Genomic DNA, 17052 nt, shown 5'->3' with positions numbered 1-17052 from the left:
GGGCCTTGCCGCAAGCCCCCCGGTGCGCTATACGTTAGGAGTGGCGAGAGGTGGAGTTTCCTTCTCGCCCTTCTCATTCCCCTTCCCGGTGTCGTGTCCCGCCCGCAGGCTCACCAGCACGCTCAGCGCGAGCAGACCCAGGAACATGAGCAGCGGGACGCTCCACGACCCGGTCGTCGCGTGCAGTACGGAAGCGGTCACCGGCCCGGTGGCGGCCAGCAGGTATCCGGCCGTCTGCGCCACCGTGGACAGGGCGGCCACGTGTTCGTGGTCCCTGCCCCGCTTCACGTACAGCACCCCGGCCACCGCCTGGCCGCCGCCCAGCCCGGCGCCGAGCACGATCGCCCAGAGTGCGGGGGCGGCGGCGGGCGCGATGAGCAGGCCGGTGTATCCGGCCGCGCAGACCAGGATGATCGCGACGAGGTGCGGCCGCTGGTCGGAGCGGGCCGCGGCCAGCACCGGCACGGTGAACCCGCCGATGGCGATGCCAAGGATGAAGAGCGACTGCATGGAGCCGGCCGTCGCCTCGGCCACCCCGGCGTCCACGAGGATCGCGGGCAGCCAGGCGAGGGTGGTGTAGAAGAGCAGCGTCTGCAGGCCGAAGAAGGCGGCCAGGCTCCACACCAGCCCGGTCCGCAGCACGGTGGCGGTGCCCGCGGTGGCGGTGGTGCCCGTGCCTTCCCCGGCCGGCAGGACCCGCGCCGCAGGTGCCCGCCCCGTACGCCCGGCGCGGTGGCGTGTCTGCGGTGCGATGCCTGCCGCCGCCAGCGCCGCCGGGATCACGGCCAGGCCGATCGCGGTCTGCCAGGAGTGGCCGCTCGCCTGCCACACCGGGACCATCAGCACCGCGATCAGCGCCGATCCCGCCCCCATGGAGAGGGCGTAGACGCCCATCATCACGCCGACCCTGCGGTGGGTGAACCGGCTCCGTACGAAGACCGGGACCAGGACGTTCACCACGGCTGTGGCCACGCTGACGAGCACCGTGCCGACGAAGAGACCGGGCAGGCCCAGCATCCGGACGAGCGCCCCGGCGAGCAGCAGGGCACTGGCCCAGAACAGCCCGCGCTCCTCACCGAACCTGCGCCGCACCAGGGAGCCGAGCGGGGCGAATACGCCCATGCAGAGCGGTGGCAGCAGGCCGAGGGCGGTCACCGCCCCGGTGCTGAACCCCGCCACCGGGGCGAGCGGACCGAGCTGGCCGAACGCGACCCGGGTGTTGAGGCTGAGCAGCACGAAGCCCGCCACCAGGACCACGGTCGCGGCTCTCGCAGGCGGCGGCGCAGCGCCGACGGGGGCCGGCCGGACGGCATCGCGGGAGTCGGCCCGCGCCGGGGACGGGGACGACGAAGGCACCGGGGACGACGGCTTCAGGGGCTGGGACGACGAAGGCGTCGGGGGCGGGGCAGATACGGACACGGGGACCCTCCAGTCCTTGGCGACCCCGCCAGCTTTCACGCTCAAGTACGCTTGAGCGCAACCAGGAGGTTCCCATGGCCCCCACGCCGTCCATGCCGCACCCCGGCCGCACGGATCTGTACTCGATCAGCGAGGTGGCCGACGCGTTCGGCCTCACCGTCCCTGCCCTGCGGTTCTACGAGGAGCGCGGGCTGCTGCACCACAGCGAGCGGCGCGGACGCGTCCGCTACTACAGCCGGGACGATCTCGCCCAGCTCGCCTACGCACAGCTCTGGCACGACGACGGGCTGCTCACACTGGCCGAGACGAGCGCCATCGTCGACAGCGAGAAGGCGGCGGACCGGCGCGAACTGATCACCGTCCAGCGCGATGCGATGCGCCGGCGGATCGAGCGGATGGAGCGGGCCGCGGCGGTCCTCACCCACATGCTGGGGTGCCATACCGACGCGGCCCTCGACTGTCCGATGACCGGGGACTACATCCGGGGCAGGGTCGACGCGGCGCTCGACGGCACCCCGCACCGCACCGACTTCCTGCCCGGCGGCGACAACACGGTCGGGTGACGTCCACCGCCACGCGGACGAACCCGCCGGGCAGCCGCCGGGAGCCGCCGGGCAGGGGCAGCCGGGCAGCCTCCCTTCACCACCGACCACCCAGCGGGCAGGCTCAGTCCAGCACCGGCAGCAGCTCCGGCAGATGCCCGTCCGACGACCGGGCCGCCCGCATCCGCTCATCGGGCACCGGCCCGTACAGCGTGTTCCGGGCGCGGGCCGGGCGGCCCACCAGGTCGGCGATGGCGATGAGGTCCTGGACCGAGCGGTACGAGCCGTAACCGGAGCCCGCCATACGGGAGATGGTCTCCTCCATCAGCGTGCCGCCCAGGTCGTTCGCCCCGGAGCGCAGCATCTCCGCCGCGCCCTCGGCGCCCAGCTTCACCCAGCTGGTCTGGATGTTGGGGATGTACGGGTGGAGCAGCAGCCGGGCCATCGCGGTGACCGCGCGGTTGTCGCGGGTGGTCGGCCCCGGGCGGGCGATACCGGCCAGATACACCGGGGCGTTGGTGTGGATGAAGGGCAGCGTCACGAACTCGGTGAAGCCCTCGACGCCCTTGGCCAGCGCGGTCTGCTGGATCTCCGCCAGGGTGCGGAAGTGGCCGAGCCAGTGCCGGGGCTGGTCGACATGGCCGTACATCATCGTGGACGAGGAGCGGATGCCCAGTTCGTGGGCGGTCGTGATGACCTCGATCCAGGTCGCCGTGGGGAGCTTGCCCTTGGTGAGGACCCAGCGCACCTCGTCGTCCAGGATCTCCGCCGCCGTACCGGGGATCGAGCCGAGTCCTGCCTCCTTCGCGGCGGTGAGCCACTCGCGGATGGAGAGGCCGGTGCGGGTCGCGCCGTTCACCACCTCCATCGGCGAGAAGGCGTGGACGTGCATGCCGGGGACGCGCTCGCGGACGGCGCGCGCGATGTCGAAGTACGCCGTGCCGGGCAGGTCCGGGTGGATACCGCCCTGCATGCAGACCTCGACCGCGCCGACGTCCCACGCCTGGGCGGCCCGGTCGGCGACCTGGTCGAGCGAGAGCGTGTACGCGTCGGCGTCCGTGCGCCGCTGGGCGAAGGCGCAGAAGCGGCAGCCGGTGTAGCAGACGTTGGTGAAGTTGATGTTCCTGGTGACGATGTACGTGACGTCGTCGCCGACCACGTCCCGCCGCAACTCGTCCGCGATCCGGGTGAGCGCGTCGAGCGCCGGGCCGTCCGCGTGGAGCAGGGCGAGCGCCTCGTCGTCGGTGAGCCGCGTCGGGTCGGCGGCGGCCTGGTCGAGGGCCTGTTTGACGTCGGTGTCGATCCGGGACGGCACCATGCCGGGGGCCGCCTGCTCGCGCAGGGCGTCCCAGTCCCCGTACACCTCGTCGAAGTCGTCCCGGCGGTCGGACGTGCGGCCCTCGGTGTCGATGGTGGTGTGCAGATCGGTGCGGCCGGTGGCGGTGAACCCCTCGTCGGGCTCCTGCCAGGGCAGCCCGGACGGCTTGACGCCCTCGCGGGCGAGACCGGTCTCCGGGTCGGCGAGCGCCCGCACGTGCGGCACCAGCCGGGGATCGAGCCAGGGCTCGCCGCGCCGGATGAACTCCGGGTAGATGGTGAGCCGTTCACGGAGTTGGAAGCCCGCGGCCTCGGTCCGCTCCGCCAGCTCGTCGATGTGCGGCCAGGGGCGCTCGGGGTTGACGTGGTCGGGCGTCAGCGGGGACACCCCGCCCCAGTCGTCGATCCCGGCGTCGATGAGCAGCGCGTACTCGGCGTCCACCAGGTTCGGCGGGGCCTGGATGCGGGCGGACGGGCCGAGGAGGTGCCGGGCGACCGCGATGGCGGCGGCCAGCTCCTCCAGCTCGGCGTCCGGCATCGCGCGCATCGCCGTGTCGGGCTTGGCCCGGAAGTTCTGGACGATGACTTCCTGGATGCCGTGGTAGGAGCGGGCGGTCCTGCGCAGCTCGAAGAAGGCGTCGGCGCGCTCCTCGTACGACTCGCCGATCCCGATCAACACCCCGGTGGTGAAGGGCACATTGGAACGTCCGGCGTCCTCCAGGACGCGCAGCCGAACGGCGGGCTCCTTGTCGGGCGAGCCGTGGTGCGGGCCGCCCGGCTCGCTCCACAGCCGGGTCGCGGTGGTCTCCAGCATCATGCCCATCGAAGGGGCGACGGGCTTGAGCCGCTGGAGGTCGGTCCAGGACATCACGCCGGGGTTGAGGTGCGGCAGCAGTCCGGTCTCCTCCAGGACCCGGACGGCCATGGCGCGCACATAGGCAAGGGTGTCGTCGTACCCCTCGGCCTCCAGCCACTCGCGCGCCTCGGGCCAGCGCTCCTCGGGGCGGTCGCCGAGTGTGAAGAGCGCTTCCTTGCAGCCGAGTTCGGCGCCCTGCCGGGCGATCTCCAGGATCTCGTCGGGCGAGAGGTACATACCGTGTCCGGCCCGCCTGAGCTTGCCGGGCACGGTGACGAACGTGCAGTAGTGGCACTTGTCCCTGCAGAGCCGGGTCAGCGGGATGAACACCTTGCGGGAGTACGTGATGACTCCCGGCCGCCCGGCCGCTTCCAGTCCTGCGTCCCGCACGCGCCCCGCCGAAGCGGCGAGGTCGCGCAGGTCGTCGCCGCGCGCCTGGAGGAGTACGGCAGCTTCGGCGGTGTCGAGGGCCACACCGTCCCTGGCCCGCCTGAGCGCGCGGCGCATGGCATTTGCGGTGGGGGCTGCGGGCTGCGGATCAGTCATGGACCGAGCATACGAGGACGTTTTCACCCTGTCTGCGGGTCACCCCGGCGTCGGCCACACGTCGGGGCCGCCGCCGTGCCATTCGAGAAGCGAGGTCGTCGCGAGCTCCAGCTCGTCGACGCCTTCGAGCCCGGCTCGGTGCAGCAGTTCGACCACGTCCTCCCGGCTGTGGGCGATGCCCAGGGTCTCCGTACCGGACCGCACGGGCCGGCCGCCGGAGGGGTCCGGCGGGTAGATGATGACCGGCACTTTCATATCTCCAGGGTGCTCCTCCTCCAGCGTTCCAGCACGCCGGGCGGGGGTCCCGCGGGACGGGTCATGCGCAGACCCCGGACGGTTCCCGCGGCCGGTGGATGTGCCCTGGGCCGAAGGGCGTGCCCGCTGTGGGTGCAGCCGAAGGGCGTGCCCGCTGCGGGCACCGGGGCCTCAGCGCCCCATGGCCCGCCTCAGGTGGGCGAAGACCTCCTCCAGGTACTGCGAGGCGCGCTCCACGCCCCCGTCGGGGCCGGGGCGTCCGGCCGGTACCGACAGATCGACAGCGGGGTAGCGGGGGTCCTCGTCAGCGGGGATGACGTCCGATGTGTCCGCGAGCCAGTGCAGCATCGCCTGCTGCATACGGTGCTCCACGGCGGCGTGGACCGCCTGGCCCGCGAGGTTGACCCGCTCGTCCGGGTCGTCGGCGCGGCGGTACAGCTCGGGCTGCTCGTACAGGCGCCACACATAGGTCCACTCCCGGTCGCGGACGGCGATGGCGCGGCCGACCAGCTCGGGCTGTTCGTGCTGGAGTGCGGCCTTGAGGTCGTAGGGGAATCCCGCCCGCTCGAACCGGGGCTCCTCGTCCCTGGAGAACCCCCCTTCGGTGAACGCGTACTCGCGGTGCGGGGTCCCGGGGTCGGCGATGACGGGCAGCAGGCTGCGGCCGAAGTGGCGGTGGGGTGCGTCGGCGGCGGCGAGCTCCAGCACAGTGGGGACGATGTCGAGGAGCTCGACCATGGCATCGGTGTGCTGCCCCCCGGGCAGTCCGCCCCCGGAGATGACCAGCGGGTCGCGGGTGATGCAGGAGTGCATGGCGGAGGGCCATTTCTCGATCAGCCCGTGGTCACCGAGGTACTCACCGTGGTCGGCGAAGAAGAGGGTGACGGTGCGGGAGCGCTGTCCGGTCGCGTCGACGGCGCTCATGAGACGCCCGAGTTGGTCGTCCATGCGGGAGATCATGGCGTAGTAGGTGGCGGTGATCTCCCGCCACATCTCCGGGGAGGTGTCCGTGATGCCGAAGCGCTCGCGGATCGCCCGCATGTACGCCGGTTCCCGGGCCGGATCGTCCGCGGCCGGAACGGGCAGCGGCAGCGAATCCCGTTCGTACAGCGAGAACCAGGGGTCGTCGGCCTCGAACGGGCAGTGCGGGGCGATCAGCGGGACGAAGAGGGCCCAGGGCTGGTCCGGCGGCTCCTCAAGCCAGCGCAGGGCGGTACGGATGGTGGCCTCGTCGGAGTCGACACGGGTCTCGTCGGCGGGGCGGCGGCCCCGGTAGTAGAGGCGCGCCCACTCCTCGCCGCCGGGCCAGCTCTCGATGTGCGGAAGCTCGGGCAGCACCGTCGGCCGGACGCCGAAACCGTGGGCGTCGACGCTGAGTTCCGTGACGCCGGGGGCGAAGGTGTCGCCGCGCAGTCCGGGCCAGACGACGTGGTAGCCGCTCTCCTTGAGGGTGCGCAGGAGGTTGGGCTCGTCGGGCCTGATGAGGTGGGTGAGGGTGCGGTGGCCTGCGGTGTGCGGGTACCAGCCGGTCAGGAAGGAGGCGCGGCTGGGTGAGCAGACGGGGTGCTGCACATAGGCGTTGTCGAAGCGCGTGCCGCGCGCGGCGAGCGCGTCCAGGTGGGGCGTGCGCACATGCGGGTTGCCGAACGCCCCCACGGCGTCGGCCCGTAGCTGGTCCGGGATGAAGAAGACGAAGTTCGGCCGCTGGACCGGCATGGCTGCTCCTTGCCTGTTGGGGGGCAGACGTACGAGGGGGATTCAGCGTTCACGCGTGGGGGTCCGTGCGAGCGCTGCCCGGCGGGCGGCTTCACGGCGTTGCCGCTGCCCTGCGACGTTCGCGACCGGCGAGGCGAGCAGCAGCGTGCGGGTGTAGGCGTGACCGGGCCGGGTGGTGACCGTGGCGGCGTCCCCGGTCTCGACGATCTCGCCGCGGTGGATGACCGCGACCCGGTGGCTCATGGAACGGACCACGGACAGGTCGTGGGAGATGAACAGATAGGCGACACCGGTCGTCTCCTGGATCTCCAGGAGCAGATCGAGGACGGTGCGCTGGGTGGTCAGATCGAGGGCGGAGACCGGCTCGTCACAGATGATCAGCCGGGGGCTGAGCGCCAACGCCCTGGCGATGGCGATGCGTTGGCGCTGGCCTCCGGAGAATTCGCGGGGCAGCCGGGCTGCGGCGTCCGCGGGCAGCTGGACGCGCCGGAGCAGGGCGGTGATCCGCTCCCGGGATGCGCGTGCGTCCGTGCCCTGGGCGATGAGCGGTTCGGCGAGGGCGTCGCCGATGGTCCGTGCGGGGTTCAGCGAGGTGTAGGGGTCCTGGAAGATGACCTGGAGGTCACGGCCCAGGGCGCGGCGCCGGGCCCTGCCCAGGTGGTCGATGCGCTCACCGCCGAAGGTGACGGTGCCGGAGGTGACGGGGACGAGGCCGAGTACGGCCCGCCCGATCGTGGACTTTCCGGAGCCCGACTCACCGACCAGGCCGAGGGTCTCCCCCGGCCGGACGGTCAGGCTGACACCTCTGAGTACGTCGGTCGCGGGGATGCGCCGGCCCTTGCCGGGGAAGCTGACGCGGAGGTCGTCGACCGCGAGCAGAGCCTCCCCGGCGGGCTCCTGGCTCCGGGTGCTGCCGCCGGTCTGCTGCTGGGCGCTCATGCGATGACGGTCCTTGCTGTGCGGGGCTGTGGCTGCCAGGCGGGGCGGGCGGGGGTGTCGTCGAGTACGGCGTCCAGCAGGGTGCGGGTATAGGGGCTCTCGGGCTCGCTGAGGATCTGCTCGGTGGAACCGGTCTCCACGACGCGTCCGCCGTTCATCACCACGACCCGGTCGCACAGGTCGGCCACGACACCGAGGTTGTGCGTGACCAGCAGGACGCCCAGGCCGCGTTCGCGCTGGAGGCGGCGGAGCAGATCCAGTACCTCGGCCTGGACGCGGACGTCGAGAGCGGTGGTGGGCTCGTCGGCGATGAGGATCCGGGGGTCGCAGGACATCGCGCCCGCGATGAGAGCACGCTGGGCCATACCGCCGGAGATCTCGTGCGGGTAGCGCCGCAGCATCCGCTCCGGGTCCGGGATCTCGACCAGACGCAGCAGTTCCAGCGCCCGTTGGGCGGCCTGCCCGCGGGAGAGGCCGAGGTGGAGGCGCAGGGGCTCGGCGAGCTGGCTGCCGATGGTGAAGGCGGGGTCGAGGTTGCTCATGGGTTCCTGCGGTACGTACGCGAGGGTGGTGCCGCGCAGGGAGCGGTGGTCGCGTTCGGGCAGGCCGACGACCTCCTGCCCGTCGACGGTGATGCTGCCGCCGGTGATCCGGCCGCCGTCGGGCAGGGTGCCGAGCATGGCGAACGCGGTCTGGGACTTGCCGGAGCCGGATTCGCCGACGAGCCCCACGATCTCGCCGGGGTGGACGTCGAGGTCCACGCCGTGCACGACGTGTTTCTCGGTGCCGTCGGGCAGGGCGTAGGCGATGGCCACATCACGTACCGAGAGCAGCGAGGCCCGCTCCGGGGCGGCGGCAATCGGTGCGCTGAGGGGTGATGCGGTAGCGGGTGCTGTGGCGGTACGCGGTGCGGCGGGGGCCGGGGACGGAACGGATCGGTGGGAACGGCGGGGGCGGCGGCGGGCCGGGGCGCCCGGGGTGCGGTCCTCCAGGGCGTCGCGGATGGCTGCGGCCAGCAGGACGAGCGCGGCGTTGGTGAGGCCGAGGGCCAGTCCGGGCCACAGCATGAGGCGGGGCGCGCGCTGGATGTTCTGGAACCCCTCGTTGAGCATGGCGCCCCAGGTGGCGGTGGAGCCGCTGCCGACACCGAGGAATTCGAGGCCCGCCTGGAGGGCGATGGCGATACCGGCGACCAGGGACACCTGGATGATGACCGGGCCGCGTACGACGATGAGGACGTGGCGGGCGACGATCCGGGCGTCGGACAGCCCGGAGACCTTGGCCGCGTCGACGTACAGCTCTCCGCGGATGTTGGCCACGATGCCGCGTACCAGCCGGAAGAAGCTGGGGGCGACGAGGATGCCGAGCACCACCATCAGCACCCACACCCTGGGGCCGAGGATGGCCCGGGACGCCAGCAGCACCACCATGGCCGGCAGGGCCATCACGAGGTTGACGGCCCAAGCGGCGGCGGCGTCGAACCTGCCGCCGTAGTACCCGGCGAACAGACCGCTGGGCACGCCCAGGACGAGGGCGACCGCGAGGGCCAGCAGCGCACCGCCGAGGGTGTTCCGGCCGCCGTAGAGGATGCGCGAGAGGATGTCGCGGCCCGCGGAGTCCATGCCCAGCGGATGCGCGCCGCTGGGGTGCGCGAACGCGTCGCCCAGCGCCGAGGCGTCGGCGGCCTGCGGCGCGATCAGCGGGGCCAGGACGACCGCGGCGACCAGCAGCACGAGGACCAGCGCGGACAGGGCGCCGAGTGGGTTGCGCAGCACCCGGCGGACGGTGCCGCCGCGGGCCGCAGGCTCCGCCGGCGGAGCGGCACCGGGGCCGGGGCCGGGAGCTGCGGTCGTCGGGAGGTTCTCGCTCATGCGATCCTCGCCTTCGGATTGAGCCAGCCGATGAGGACGTCGACGGCGAGGTTGATCAGGACGACGCCGACGACGGTGAGCATGACCAGCGCCATGATCACGGGGATGTCGCCGCGCGTGGTGTAGGCGACGGTCATGCTGCCGATACCGGGCAGGCCGAAGATCTGCTCGACCAGGACGGCGCCGCCGAGCAGGCCGACGAACTGCATACCGAGGACGGACAGGGCGGGCGCGGAGGCGTTGCGCAGGACGTGCTTGAACACGATCCGCCGGGTCGTCAGGCCACGGGTGCGCAGGGTACGGATGTAGTCCTGCCGCATCACGTCGATGACGGCGCCGCGCACCTGCTGCGAGACGCCCGCGACGGAGGCGACCGACAGGGACAGTACAGGCAGGGTGACGGTGGACAGCCAGCCGCCGGGGGACTCCGTGAACGGCGTGTAGCCGATGGCGGGGAACCAGTCCAGGTGCACGGCGAAGACCAGTACGAGGACCAGGGTCACCAGAAAGCCGGGCAGGGCGTACCCCGCGACGCCGATGATCTGCACGATCCGGTCGACGGCACCGCGCCGCACCCCGGCCCACACACCGAGCAGGAACGAGACCGAAGCGGTCACGAACGTGACGCCGATGACCAGGCTGAGTGTGACGGGCAGCCGGCCGGCGACCGCATCGCCGACGTCCTCGCCCGTGAACCAGGAGGTGCCGAGGTCACCGCGCACGGCGTGGGACAGCCACTCGCCGTACTGCTGGAGGACCGGCCGGTCCAGGCCCAGGGCGGTGTTCCTGGCATCGACCGCTTTCTGGGGGGCGCTCTCGCCGAGCAGTTGGCGTCCCACGTCGATGTGCGGGACCGACAGCAGGAGATAGGCCAGAAAGGAGATGACGAGCAGGAGCACGGCTCCCGCCGCGATCCTGCGAGCGATGAAATTCAGCATGAGACTGGATTCCCGTCCGGCTGTCCGCCCGACGCGGCGGAGTTGAAAGGGCGCGGAGTTGGAGGGCGCGGGGTTGCGGGGCGCTGAGTCGAGGGGCGCTGAGTCGAGGGGCTCGGGGCTGAGGGGCGCGGGGTTGAAGGCCCGGAGGCGGGCGTCAGCGGGGCATCCGGCGCCGCCCACCGCCCGAGCACGAAAAACGTACGGTGATCGGTTTCTGGCCGTCAAGAGGCGGGAGGCAGAATCCGCCGCTGCCACCGACCCGATCCGGCTGCCGCGGCACCGCTACGTACACGGACAGCACCAAGTACACCTACGAGTTCACGCGCACGGGCACCGCCACGCACGCAGACGAATTCACCGCGCACGGACACCACCACGCACACAGACGAATTCACCGCGCACGGACACCACCACGTACACGCAAGGCGCCGCCACGTACACGCGTACGGCGCCCCGTACACAGACGGCCGTCAGCTCCCGGAGCCGCTCTCCAGCAGGCGCATCAGGTCATTGAAGGGCTGGCTCATGTCGATGGACCGGTCGGTGAGCCACTGGAGCTGGATGCCGTCGGCCAGCGCGATGAAGAGCACGGCCAGCCGGTCGGCCGGGATGGCGTCACTGATCCCGCCGTCCTCCATGCGCTCCCGCAGGTACGCGGCAAGACGCTCACGCATGACCGGGTAGCGCTCGCTGAAGTGGGCGTGTGCCGGATGGGAGGGGTCGCCGGCCGCCGCGGCCATGGACACGAACAGCTCGACGAGGCCCGGCGTCCTGGCACCGTCCCGCATGATCTCCCGGGCGCTGAAGGAACCACCGCGCTCGATCTGCTTGATACGCGCCGCCTCGTCCCTCGCTTCCAGGACCCGGGTCAGCATGTCCTCCTTGGAGTCGAAGTAGTGCATGAGCCCCGGCAGGCTCAGATTGCACTTGGCCGCGACTTTCCGCAGGGAAGTGCCGCGATACCCCTCAGCCGCGAAGATCTCCAGAGCGGCCTGCAGAATCTCGGCTCGCTTCGCCTCGCCCTTCTCGTAGGGGCCCCGTTTCGCCATGGCCGCCACCCTAGCGCGCAGCTGTGGAGCGGGCCCCGGACAGTGACCGCCCGTCGGGGACGCGCCCGGCCTGTGCGAGGCCGCCCAGCCAGGAGGCCGACCCCTTGGGGGTGCGGGCGAACGTCTCCCGGTCGACCGCGATCAGCCCGAAGGTGGGGCCGTACGTGCCCCATTCGTAGTTGTCCAGAGCGCTCCAGTGCAGATACCCCCGCACGTCGGCGCCCTCCCGCATGGCGTCCGCGAGGCTCGCAAGCGCGGCCGATGTGTAAGCGATACGCCGCTCGTCATCGGCGGTCGCGATGCCGTTCTCGGTGACCAGGATCGGCACGTCCGGGCCGACGACACCGACGGTGTGCCGCACCGCCTCGCCCAGGGCCTGCGGGTAGTACTCCCAGCCGGTCAGGGTGGTCTCGGCGCCTTCGGGCACCGGCAGCGGGCCACCGGCCCCGAAGCGATGGCGGGTGTACGCCTGCACCCCGATCCAGTCGTCCTGCCGGGCGGCCTCCAGGAAGATGTCCTCGCGCAGCCACGCGTGCGCGGTCATGGCCTCCAGAGCGCCCGGTTCCGCCTGGTACGCCTGGTTGGCGACGGTCCAGCCGACCTTCAGCCCGGGGTCGGCGGACTTCAGCGCGGCGGAGGCGGCCCGGTGGGCTTCGACGAGCGCCCGGACCACACCCTCGTCGGGATCGACGGTGGCGGGATCGATGGCCGCGGCCCCGACCGGCCGGTCGCGTTTCCTGCCGTGGTCGATGCTCTCCCAGCCGTGCTCGGCGGCCAGTTGCCGGATGGTCTGCATCACGGCCAGGATGTTCGGCTCGTTGATCGTCGCCACATACCGGACGCCGTCGAGGATCTCGGCCACCGTCCGGGCGTACGCGGCGAAGAGACCGGGCGCTTCGGGGGCCCGCCAGCCGCCGAGGTCGCTGAACCACTGGGGCGAGGTGAAGTGATGGAGGGTCACCACGGGTTCGAGCCCCCGGTCGCGCGCCCCCCGGACCATGCTGCGGTAGTGCTCAAGGGCGGCCCTGGACACACAGCCCCGCTGCGGTTCGACGCGCGCCCACTCGATGCCGAACCGGTAGGAGTTGAAGCCGAGTTCGCGCAGCAGGTCCATGTCCTGGGGCCAGCGGTGGAAGCTGTCCGCCGCGTCCCCGCTGGGCTGGGCGACGAAGGTGCCGGGGCGGTGCTCCAGGTTCCACCAGTCGCTGGAGACGTTGTTCCCCTCGATCTGGTGCGCCGATGTCGAGGCACCCATGAGGAAGCCGTCCGGAAGCGGGAAGCCCGGCTGGGGCGAGAGCGCGGTCACGGTGATCCTTTCAGCCGGGACCGGCACCGTAAGGGCCGGCCCCAAAAACGTTCAGTGATCGGTTTTTGCGGTCAGCGTACACGCCCGACCCGGCGGCGCGGAGGGGTCACCGCACCTCCATCCGACCCGGCCGGCCCCAACCGCGCACCTATTCGATGCGGAATGATCTTCGAAGTCACTGCGCCCCCGGCCACTGGCGCAGCTTCACCGTCATCGGCGACGAAGGTCGGGTGCCGGTTCTCTCCGGCCCGGACCGGGCCGGCTGGACCGGACTGGACCGGACTGACCGGACCAGGTTCGGGCGCGTGGCTCTGGACGCCCCGCCCACGGCGCCGCCCCCGGGCAGGTCAGCCGTCGACGCCCCTGAACTTCATCGACACGGCCCCCTCGGGCGTCCGGCGGCACATCGAGACCGTGCCCCAGACCTCGCCCTTCGGCTCCTGCAGGAGGGTGAGAGGTACGGGCTTCTGCGGGAAGTCCAGATCGGCATCGGACACGACCTGCGTACGCAGGACGCCCGAGCAGCCGTGGGCGGAGAAGGCGAGCGTGGCTGTCACCGGCAGGACATGGGCGTCGATGACCAGCACCGCCCGGCCGCTGTACTTGGGTTCCTGGAGCACACCCACCAGCTTCCGCCCGGCCGCCGGTCGCCGCACGTCGAAACCGTGGCCGCACCCGAAACCGTGGCCGCACCCGAAACCGTGGCCGCACCCACACCCGTGCCCCCGCACAGGGCACGGGCGCCTCGTCCCACACCGGGAACGGGCGCCCCGCCCCGCCCCGCCCACAGAAGGGACGCTCAGACCAGGTACGGCGCGTACTCGTCCAGCACCTTCAGCACCGCGTCCTCCTCGGCGGAGGGCAGTTGCAGCACCACCTCCTCGACCCCCAGCTCCGCGTAGTGCGCCAGCTTCCCGGGGTTCGGGAGTACGGCGTACGGGACGACCTGGAGCTCCGCCGGTTCGCGGCCCGCGTCCTCCCACACCCGGCGCAGCACCGGCATGGACTCCGTGAGCCCCCCGCCGCCGATGGGCAGCCAGCCGTCCGCGTACTCCGCGATGTGGTCGAAAAGCTTCGGCCCGGCGGCCCCGCCGATCAGTGTGCGGACGCTGCCGCCCCGCGGTTTCGGATGGACCAGGCTAGCCCGGACCGACCCGAACTCCCCTTCGTACGCCGTCGGTTCAGCTGCCCAGAGCGCCCGCATCAGCGCCATCCGGTCCCGGCCCATCTCACGGCGGCGCGTCCACTCGACCCCGTGGTCGGCGGCCTCCTCCCTGTTCCAGCCGAAGCCCACGCCCAACGTGAAGCGGCTCCCCGAGAGCAGGTCCAGGGTCGCGATCTGCTTGGCCAGGTCGATCGGGTCGTGCTGGGCGATGAGCGTGATGCCCGTGCCCAGGGTCAGGGTCTCCGTCACCGCCGCGGCCTGCCCCAGGGCGACGAACGGGTCGAGCGTCCTGCCGTACTCGGCGGGCAGTTCACCGCCCATCGGGTACGGGGTGGTCCGCTCGGCCGGGATGTGCGTGTGCTCGGGCAGATACAGCCCGCCGAACCCGCGCTGCTCCAGCTCCCGGGCCAGCCGTACGGGGGTGATGGTCCGGTCGGTCAGAAAGATCGTGGTACTCAGCCGCATGACATCCGCCCTCAGTCGCCGTGTAATCCGAGTGATCCGTGTAGTCCGTGCGATCCGTGCAATCCGTGTGATGCATGTGATCCGTGTGATGCATGTGATCCGTGTGATGCATGTGATCCGTGTGATGCATGTGATCCGTACGTTCCGCTCTGTGGCCGCAGAGAGTATGGCGTCAAGGCCGAAAATCCGAGCGTCGCGTCACGGTCTCCGTCCTGCCCTCTTCCCTTCTCACCCGGTTCACGGCTGAATACCAGGGTTCAACCGCACCCCTCGTGTCCCCCACAGACCCCTGGAGCCGTTGGTATGAACCCTGACGACCACCCGACCCCCGGTGAACTGGGCAGGCGCGGCCTGCTGGTGACGGGAGCAGCCGCCGCGCTTACGTTGGGAAGCGTGAGCTTCGCGGCAGCGGCGGACGACGGCAACGCCGGGGGTGCGCCCCACGGCAGAGCACCGGGCGGCACCGCACCGGCCGGAAGCACACCCCCGGACCGGACGAAGACCGTGCGCGGCACGCTGCCGCCCGGCTCGCCGGACTATGTCTATCTGCCGGTGGACGTGCCCGAAGGGGTCCGGGAGCTGGCGGTCTCGTACACGTACGAGAAGCCGCCCGTGCCCGCCGGCACCCAGGGCAACGCACTCGACATCGGCGTCTTCGACGAGCGCGGCACCGGCCTCGGCGGGGCGGGGTTCCGCGGCTGGTCGGGCGGTGCGCGCAGCGAGTTCTTCATCCGCGGGGACGAGGCGACGCCCGGCTACCTGCCGGGACCGGTACGGGCGGGCCGGTGGAACATCGCCCTCGGCCCGTACACCACGGCCCCCGACGGCCTCCCCTACACCGTCACCATCACCCTGCGCTTCGGTCCCACGCCCGGGACACCGGAGCCGGTGTACCCGCCGGTGCGTGCGAAGGGGCGCGGGCGCGGCTGGTACCGGGGCGACTGCCATATCCACTCCGTGCACTCGGACGGCAAACGCACCCCGGCCGAGATCGCCGCGCTGGCCCGGTCGGCGGGTCTTGACTTCATCAACACCAGTGAGCACAACACGAGTTCGGGCCACCGGGCGTGGGAAGGACTGTGGGGCGACGACCTGCTGATCCTGACCGGCGAGGAGATCACCACCCGCAACGGCCATGTGCTGGGCATCTCCACCGACCACGGCACCTGGGTCGACTGGCGCTACCGCGCCCGGGACAACCGCTTCGGCCGCTACGCCCGCGAGATCCGCCACGCGGGCGGCCTGGTCGTCCCCGCCCACCCGCACGCGACCTGCATCGGCTGCAACTGGAAGTTCGGCTTCGGCGAGGCGGACGCGGTGGAGGTGTGGAACGGGCCCTACACCCTGGACGACGAGGTGTCGGTGGCGGACTGGGACAACACCCTGGTCAGCAACGGCCGGAACTGGACCCCGGCGATGGGCAACAGCGACGCCCACAAGGACCCCGACCGGATCGGCACCCCACAGACGGTCGTCCTGGCCGACGAACTCAGCAGGGACGCGATCCTGACGGGCATCCGCGCGGGCCACTCGTACATCACCGAGTCCTCAGCGGTCTCCCTCACCTTCGGCGCCACAGGCGGCCGCGCCGCCCACGCGGGCATCGGCGACCGCCTCCGGGTGGCCCCCGAAACCCCGGTGACGGTACGCCTCGACGTCACGGGCGCCCCCGGCTGCACAGCGAACTTCGTCACGGACCAGGGCACGCTGTACTCCACGCCCCTGCCCAAGTCCGGCACAGGCACAGCGGAATGGCACACCACACCCGCGTACGCCGCCTACGTACGCGCCGAGATCCGGCACACCCCGACGGCTGCGGGGCTGCCAGGAGCACTGGCAGCGCTGACCAATCCGGTGTTTCTGGGACGGTGAGGGGGCTGCCATCTACCCGGGAAGGAAGAGTCAGGCACGGTGGGGCTTCCGCCACGGAGGTTGCCTTTCCCCCCGCCCCTGCCCCGCACAGCCTCACGGCGCGGCCTCCATCACCGTGCGGGCGCGACGGGCGAAGTTCTCGCGGCTCACCTCCACCGCGTCCACCGCGCGTTCGAGGCCGGTGCGGTATCCGTCGTCCGGTAACTCCCCCTGGAGCACGCGCTCCAGGTACGTCCGCAGGGACCGCACGTCCGACCACACGTTCACGGCCGCCACGGCCACGGCCTCCGGTCCCATGAGGTCCAGCCGGGCCTGGGCCTTGTAGAGGGTGTGTACGGCGGTACCGAGTTCCTCGACGGCCTCGCGCAGCGCGCGGGCCGGTGGCGGGGTGTCCCGGACGGTGGCCGGTACGCCGTCCTGGTGGGCGATGCGGTGCAGTACGGCGTCGACCGGCTCCGCGGCCTCCATGAAGGCGAGGTACACCTCGCGGCGTTCGCTCCTCAGCTCCCGGCCGTGATCGGCCGTTCCCTGGTCGCGCGCCAGCCGCCGGGCCGCCGTGGACGTCAGCCACGCGGTGCACAGCGTGCCGAGTACGCCCACTCCGGCCCCGGCGAGTGCTGCCCATCCCTGGTCCATGCGTCCATCCTTCTGCGGTGGGCCTCCGCGCGGGGTCGATTTCGCGGATCCGGCGGTCTCTCGGGGCGTGTCCGGCGGAACGATCACGGTCCACCGAGCCGGAGGGCCAACGAGGCTGCCGCAACGGGGCCGAAACGGGGCCACTCCGAGTGGCGTACCG

14 protein-coding genes are annotated in these 17052 nt (G+C 71.7%); 2 read left to right on the top strand and 12 right to left on the bottom strand.

All coding sequences use genetic code 11. The annotated features are described in order from the left end of the window. Window positions 1-27 precede the first annotated feature (27 nt). Window positions 28-1248 (bottom strand): MFS transporter, encoded by a 1221-nt coding sequence (locus ACWGKJ_RS23170; RefSeq protein ID WP_385018069.1) that lies wholly within the window; start codon window positions 1246-1248, stop codon window positions 28-30. A 245-nt stretch (window positions 1249-1493) separates the two neighbouring features. On the opposite strand from ACWGKJ_RS23170, the gene ACWGKJ_RS23165 reads away from it, so the two are divergent. After that, window positions 1494-1982: a helix-turn-helix domain-containing protein gene (locus ACWGKJ_RS23165; RefSeq protein WP_385018067.1), complete on the top strand. Its 489-nt coding sequence runs from the start codon at window positions 1494-1496 to the stop codon at window positions 1980-1982. A 103-nt stretch (window positions 1983-2085) separates the two neighbouring features. On the opposite strand, the gene ACWGKJ_RS23160 is transcribed toward ACWGKJ_RS23165, so the two are convergent. From ACWGKJ_RS23160 to ACWGKJ_RS23115, 10 genes are all read right to left on the bottom strand, one after another. After that, window positions 2086-4680, bottom strand: coding sequence for a bifunctional FO biosynthesis protein CofGH (locus ACWGKJ_RS23160; RefSeq protein ID WP_385018065.1), 2595 nt, complete (start codon window positions 4678-4680; stop codon window positions 2086-2088). Window positions 4681-4719: 39 nt separating this feature from the next. Then, complete coding sequence (locus ACWGKJ_RS23155; protein ID WP_453315804.1) at window positions 4720-4935, bottom strand: hypothetical protein; 216 nt, start codon at window positions 4933-4935, stop codon at window positions 4720-4722. A gap of 171 nt (window positions 4936-5106) precedes the next feature. After that, on the bottom strand, window positions 5107-6651 hold the full coding sequence (locus ACWGKJ_RS23150) for a sulfatase-like hydrolase/transferase (RefSeq protein ID WP_385018061.1): 1545 nt from the start codon (window positions 6649-6651) through the stop codon (window positions 5107-5109). A 42-nt stretch (window positions 6652-6693) separates the two neighbouring features. Further along, the gene (locus ACWGKJ_RS23145) at window positions 6694-7590 is read right to left on the bottom strand and encodes an ABC transporter ATP-binding protein (protein ID WP_385018059.1); all 897 of its coding nucleotides are present in this window, start codon (window positions 7588-7590) and stop codon (window positions 6694-6696) included. Beyond that, window positions 7587-9461 carry a dipeptide/oligopeptide/nickel ABC transporter permease/ATP-binding protein gene (locus ACWGKJ_RS23140; protein WP_385018057.1) on the bottom strand — a complete coding sequence of 625 codons (1875 nt, stop codon included), beginning with the start codon at window positions 9459-9461 and terminating at the stop codon, window positions 7587-7589. Before ACWGKJ_RS23140 ends, ACWGKJ_RS23145 begins: the two co-directional genes overlap by 4 nt. Continuing rightward, the gene (locus ACWGKJ_RS23135; RefSeq protein WP_385018055.1) at window positions 9458-10399 is read right to left on the bottom strand and encodes an ABC transporter permease; all 942 of its coding nucleotides are present in this window, start codon (window positions 10397-10399) and stop codon (window positions 9458-9460) included. Before ACWGKJ_RS23135 ends, ACWGKJ_RS23140 begins: the two co-directional genes overlap by 4 nt. A 470-nt stretch (window positions 10400-10869) precedes the next feature. Continuing rightward, a complete protein-coding gene (locus tag ACWGKJ_RS23130; RefSeq protein WP_385018053.1) occupies window positions 10870-11448 on the bottom strand; it encodes a TetR/AcrR family transcriptional regulator in 579 nt (192 codons plus the stop codon). A 10-nt stretch (window positions 11449-11458) separates the two neighbouring features. Further along, window positions 11459-12703, bottom strand: coding sequence for a glycoside hydrolase family 1 protein (locus tag ACWGKJ_RS23125; protein ID WP_385018131.1), 1245 nt, complete (start codon window positions 12701-12703; stop codon window positions 11459-11461). Window positions 12704-13101: 398 nt separating this feature from the next. Then, complete coding sequence (locus ACWGKJ_RS23120; RefSeq protein WP_385018051.1) at window positions 13102-13410, bottom strand: hypothetical protein; 309 nt, start codon at window positions 13408-13410, stop codon at window positions 13102-13104. Window positions 13411-13553: 143 nt separating this feature from the next. Beyond that, window positions 13554-14384 carry an LLM class F420-dependent oxidoreductase gene (locus ACWGKJ_RS23115; protein WP_385018049.1) on the bottom strand — a complete coding sequence of 277 codons (831 nt, stop codon included), beginning with the start codon at window positions 14382-14384 and terminating at the stop codon, window positions 13554-13556. Window positions 14385-14687: 303 nt separating this feature from the next. Here ACWGKJ_RS23115 and ACWGKJ_RS23110 point away from each other — a divergent pair, with 303 nt between their 5' ends. Then, window positions 14688-16256, top strand: coding sequence for a CehA/McbA family metallohydrolase (locus tag ACWGKJ_RS23110; protein ID WP_385018047.1), 1569 nt, complete (start codon window positions 14688-14690; stop codon window positions 16254-16256). Between the two features lie 93 nt (window positions 16257-16349). Here ACWGKJ_RS23110 and ACWGKJ_RS23105 read toward each other — a convergent pair whose 3' ends face one another. After that, window positions 16350-16892 (bottom strand): hypothetical protein, encoded by a 543-nt coding sequence (locus tag ACWGKJ_RS23105; RefSeq protein WP_385018045.1) that lies wholly within the window; start codon window positions 16890-16892, stop codon window positions 16350-16352. Window positions 16893-17052 lie beyond the last annotated feature (160 nt).

It is taken from the genome of Streptomyces sp. NPDC054757 (assembly GCF_053612185.1).
Note: the sequence above shows the minus strand (reverse complement) of the source record. Positions and strands in the feature narration are given on the sequence as shown.

Excerpts from the sequence above, each read along its gene's own strand:
- ACWGKJ_RS23155 (WP_453315804.1), bottom strand. The coding sequence starts at position 4,935 with ATGAAAGTGCCGGTCATCATCTACCCGCCGGACCCCTCCGGCGGCCGG.
- ACWGKJ_RS23135 (WP_385018055.1), bottom strand. The coding sequence starts at position 10,399 with ATGCTGAATTTCATCGCTCGCAGGATCGCGGCGGGAGCCGTGCTCCTG.
- ACWGKJ_RS23125 (WP_385018131.1), bottom strand. The coding sequence starts at position 12,703 with ATGGGTGCCTCGACATCGGCGCACCAGATCGAGGGGAACAACGTCTCC.
- ACWGKJ_RS23140 (WP_385018057.1), bottom strand. The coding sequence starts at position 9,461 with ATGAGCGAGAACCTCCCGACGACCGCAGCTCCCGGCCCCGGCCCCGGT.
- ACWGKJ_RS23110 (WP_385018047.1), top strand. The coding sequence starts at position 14,688 with ATGAACCCTGACGACCACCCGACCCCCGGTGAACTGGGCAGGCGCGGC.
- ACWGKJ_RS23130 (WP_385018053.1), bottom strand. The coding sequence starts at position 11,448 with ATGGCGAAACGGGGCCCCTACGAGAAGGGCGAGGCGAAGCGAGCCGAG.
- ACWGKJ_RS23150 (WP_385018061.1), bottom strand. The coding sequence starts at position 6,651 with ATGCCGGTCCAGCGGCCGAACTTCGTCTTCTTCATCCCGGACCAGCTA.
- ACWGKJ_RS23105 (WP_385018045.1), bottom strand. The coding sequence starts at position 16,892 with ATGGACCAGGGATGGGCAGCACTCGCCGGGGCCGGAGTGGGCGTACTC.
- ACWGKJ_RS23115 (WP_385018049.1), bottom strand. The coding sequence starts at position 14,384 with ATGCGGCTGAGTACCACGATCTTTCTGACCGACCGGACCATCACCCCC.
- ACWGKJ_RS23160 (WP_385018065.1), bottom strand. The coding sequence starts at position 4,680 with ATGACTGATCCGCAGCCCGCAGCCCCCACCGCAAATGCCATGCGCCGC.
- ACWGKJ_RS23165 (WP_385018067.1), top strand. The coding sequence starts at position 1,494 with ATGGCCCCCACGCCGTCCATGCCGCACCCCGGCCGCACGGATCTGTAC.
- ACWGKJ_RS23145 (WP_385018059.1), bottom strand. The coding sequence starts at position 7,590 with ATGAGCGCCCAGCAGCAGACCGGCGGCAGCACCCGGAGCCAGGAGCCC.